Source organism: Hydrogenoanaerobacterium sp. (assembly GCF_032017025.1).
Lineage (GTDB): Bacteria > Bacillota > Clostridia > Oscillospirales > Ruminococcaceae > Hydrogenoanaerobacterium.
Genome location: NZ_DALZQO010000045.1, coordinates 1 through 3,804 on the forward strand (window position 1 = coordinate 1; position 3,804 = coordinate 3,804).

Consider the following 3,804-nt stretch of genomic DNA (forward strand, 5'->3'; position numbering starts at 1 on the left):
AAAGTCCGTTCGCCATCCTTTTGCAAGGATACTCTGGACGATTTTGGGGATGTAGACAAAGCAGGAGCCGTTGCATCAAGATAAAGATGCAACGGCTTAATTTCATAATCTAAAATAAGGGTAAAGCTTCTTAAGAAAAATACCATGGCTCACTGATAAATTTGATATATATTTTTTTGTTTGCAATCTCAATTAAGCCTTCGTCCTTCATTCGTTTCAGTTCCCTGAAAAGTGAGGGGCGTTGTACACCGAAGTAGTCAGCAAGCTGCTTTTTTGTGATAGGTAGCAAAACAGATTCCGATTTTTGCTGGGTAGAAAGTGCCAGAAGGTAATGAAGCAAAGTTTTTAGGTCCCAAGTTCATGGCCATTCGTTGGGCGCTCACTGTACTTGCCATAATCATCTTCTCATGGATTTCGGCAAAAATTATTCGGGATGAGGATCTACCGGGAGAAATGCTGGCTAAGCCCGGCCTCCATATTAACAAGGATGCCTGTATGGGCTGTACCCTTTGTGCAAAGAACTATCCCACACTGTTTATAATGCAAGGGAAAAAAGCTGTTGTCAAAGCATATGATAAACAGGCTCTTGATTATGAAAAACTCCAAAGTGTAATAAAGGCATGTCCGGTTCATGCAATAGAATATTCGGAACAATAAAGATAAGGAGTTATATCACAACGTGATGTAGCTCCTTATTTACTTTATTAAAAAGGTTGTAAGCCTATCTTTGTATCCAGGATTAATATCATCGAGAGGGGTTTAAGTGTAATTACCCTCAGGATTCAATCACCCTATTAATCCAATCGCATAAGATATATAAGGGTAATGCTATGCAATTTATAATTTTGTGATGTTACCTAAGCTGAAAAAGGAGGTGTTTTTTTGTGAGTCGATATAATGAAAACAGAAGGGGTTGCGGAAATCAGACCGTAGAGTCATGCCAACAAGACCATGGGCCTTATCCCTATGTTACCAACATTTCGCAAGCAACTGGGCGGAATCAGAACTATCGCACGACATTGTGGACTGGATGTCACCTGCAGTTAACTCTGATGAGTATTCCCGTATGCGGTGAAATTGGGTTAGAGATACATCCAGATACTGATCAGTTTTTGCGTATCGAACAAGGAAACGGTGTTGCTTTGATGGGAAACCGCAAAGAGCAATTGGATTTCCAGCAATGTATAGCAGCAGATGATGTTATTTTTGTCCCTGCCGGAACATGGCATAATGTTGTTAATAAAGGGCGATGCCCTTTAAAACTCTATTCAATTTATGCACCACCACATCATCCGCATGGCACAGTGCACAAAACTAAGGCAGATGCCGATAGATTGGGGGATTGAAACCACAATACATGTAAAAAAAGTAAGAGCCACGTGAGAATTCACGCAGCTCTTATTTTTATTGCATTGAACCATTTTTCAGTTTTTGTCGTTTTACCAGTTTCACTAACTCAAACCAAAACACTGCGATAAATGCAATAATAACAGCCTTTAATAACAGAGAAGCAGAAAGTGGTGCCAACTTTAATAAGCCATTGAGTGGCGAATACAAAATAATGCCAAGCATAGCCAGTGTACCAAGGTTAACTGCCCACATCACTTTGTCTTTCACAAGGCGCTTTACCGATTGAAAGGTAAAATCGTGATCAGAACTATTGACCTGTACAAGAAACAAGTTGGATAGCATGATAATTGCAAGCCCCATTGCCCGGGCAACTGGTGCATTATCAACATTTCCATCGAGGATTACGTAATACGTTCCAAAGGAGGCCGCAAAAATGATAAGTCCCTGCAAAATGCTTTTGGCTAGAGTTTTTGCGGTCAACAGTTTTTCCTTTGGATCTCGAGGGCTTCGCTCCATAATGTCTGCTTCGGCAGGCTGACGCTCTAGTACAATCGAGCAGGTAGGGTCAATGAGTAGCTCGAGCAGAACAACGTGGAGAGGAAGTAAAAGCAGTGCTGAGGGGGCAATGCCAAGGATTGGTGCAAGTAAGGAGGCAAAGGCAATGGGAATATGAATGGTGAACACATAGCCCACAGCCTTGCGAATGTTATCATAAATACGGCGACCGTCTTTTACCGTTTCTACAATAGTAGTAAAATTGTCGTCCATTAGAATGAGATCTGCTGCTTCACGGGAAACTTCACTGCCGCGTTTACCCATTGCAATGCCAATATCGGCATATTTGAGAGCGGGTGCATCATTCACGCCATCACCGGTCATCGCGACAATTTCACCGTTATCTTTGAATGCTTTTACAATACGCATTTTATGTTCAGGAATGACACGAGAAAAAATGCTGACATCCTTCACTTTTTCACGCAGTTCTTCATCGGTCATTTCGCTTAGCATATCGCCTGTAATGATATGGTCGCTGTTTTGCATACCGATTTTCTTTGCGATAGACGCGGCGGTGATGCCATTATCACCTGTAATCATAACAACACGAATACCCGCTTTATTGCAAACGGCGATGTCTGCTTTTACACCTTCACGGGGTGGGTCGGCAAGCCCGATCAGTCCGCAAAGCGTTAAATGGCAGTCTGTGATCTGTGCAGGAATTTCTGCTTCACTTTGTAGCTTTGCAGTGGCAACTGCAATTACACGCAAACCTTGTTTGGACATTTCGGTGATCTTCTGTTCTGCTGTTTGTTTTTCTAAATCTGTAAGCTTACAAATAGTTAAGATACGCTCAGGGGACCCTTTTGCGGCAACGGTAATTCCGTCATCTCTGCGCCAAATATGCCCCATCATCTTCAACTCATTTGTAAAGGCATATTCGCTGATTAGTTCTCCAGCAAAAAGATCTTCCTTTAAAATTCCAAGGGTTTCGCAATGCTTGAGCATTGCCTTTTCCATTGGGTCATAGGCATCGGTCTCGCAGCCCATACCCATTACTTCACAAAGTGCTATGGTGTTGCCATCAGTAGCCCACGTATCCTGCACGGTCATCTGATTCATCGTGATGGTCCCTGTTTTATCTACGCATAGCACAGATACGGCGCCAAGCGTTTCCACTGAAGGCAACTTGCGCACCAGTGACTGCTTTTTGGCAAGTCGCCAAGCTCCCATTGATAAAAATACCGTGAGGATGACAGGAAACTCTTCTGGAATCATTGCCATGGCAAGGGTGATGCCCGACAAAATGCTTTCAATCAGCCTGTCGCCAAAGCTGTGGTCAGGAATATTTAGCCATGTGAATATTCCTACAAGGGCAAACAAGACTGCAGCAATTCCTGCGCATAGTTTAACAAGACTTCCGGTTTGCTTTTGTAGGGGTGTGGGTTCCTCTGGTGCAGATGCAACATTAGCACCGATTTTTCCATATTCGGTGCTGCCACCAATTTTATCTACCAGTACCGTTGCTGTGCCCTGTGTAACCAGCGTGCCAGCATAACAATAATCACGCCGCCAATAGTCGCTTGTTGAATCTGCACTCTCAGTGTTGATTTTCCACACACCTTCCGCTTCGCCGGTCAACGAAGATTCATCGACACACAGGTCGTTACATTTTATTATAATGCCGTCTGCCGGGATTTTAACCCCCTCATAAATCATCATTAAGTCGCTGGGCACAAGGTCAGCACTTGCAATGGTCTGCTCCTTGCCATCACGAATAACAGTGACATGCGGGGCAGATAAATCTTTCAGGGCATTTAGGGCTTTATCGGTTTTCCATTCTTGAATTACATCAATGCTAATGATGCCCACCACAAAAATGAGCATAATCGCACCATCCCTGGATTCTCCCAGAATAAAATAAATGGTCGCAGCAACAATGAGCAGTAAGAACATTGG

At 43.3% G+C, this 3,804-nt stretch carries 4 protein-coding genes; 2 read left to right on the forward strand and 2 right to left on the reverse strand.

Going from position 1 to position 3,804, the window contains the following annotated elements; translation table 11 throughout:
* Positions 1–130 precede the first annotated feature (130 nt).
* On the reverse strand, positions 131–340 hold the full coding sequence (locus RTV33_RS15550; protein ID WP_080632397.1) for a helix-turn-helix domain-containing protein: 210 nt from the start codon (positions 338–340) through the stop codon (positions 131–133).
* Between RTV33_RS15550 and RTV33_RS15555 the strand changes: the two genes are divergently transcribed.
* Together RTV33_RS15555 and RTV33_RS15560 are read left to right on the forward strand one after the other, a co-directional pair.
* Positions 319–657, forward strand: coding sequence for a (4Fe-4S)-binding protein (locus RTV33_RS15555; protein ID WP_230974964.1), 339 nt, complete (start codon positions 319–321; stop codon positions 655–657). The two genes, RTV33_RS15550 and RTV33_RS15555, sit on opposite strands and share 22 nt — an antisense overlap.
* A 227-nt stretch (positions 658–884) precedes the next feature.
* On the forward strand, positions 885–1,346 hold the full coding sequence (locus RTV33_RS15560; RefSeq protein WP_018214002.1) for a cupin domain-containing protein: 462 nt from the start codon (positions 885–887) through the stop codon (positions 1,344–1,346).
* Positions 1,347–1,404: 58 nt separating this feature from the next.
* Here RTV33_RS15560 and RTV33_RS15565 read toward each other — a convergent pair.
* On the reverse strand, positions 1,405–3,804 hold a 2,400-nt coding region (locus tag RTV33_RS15565; protein WP_312645773.1), incomplete at its 5' end, for a cation-translocating P-type ATPase.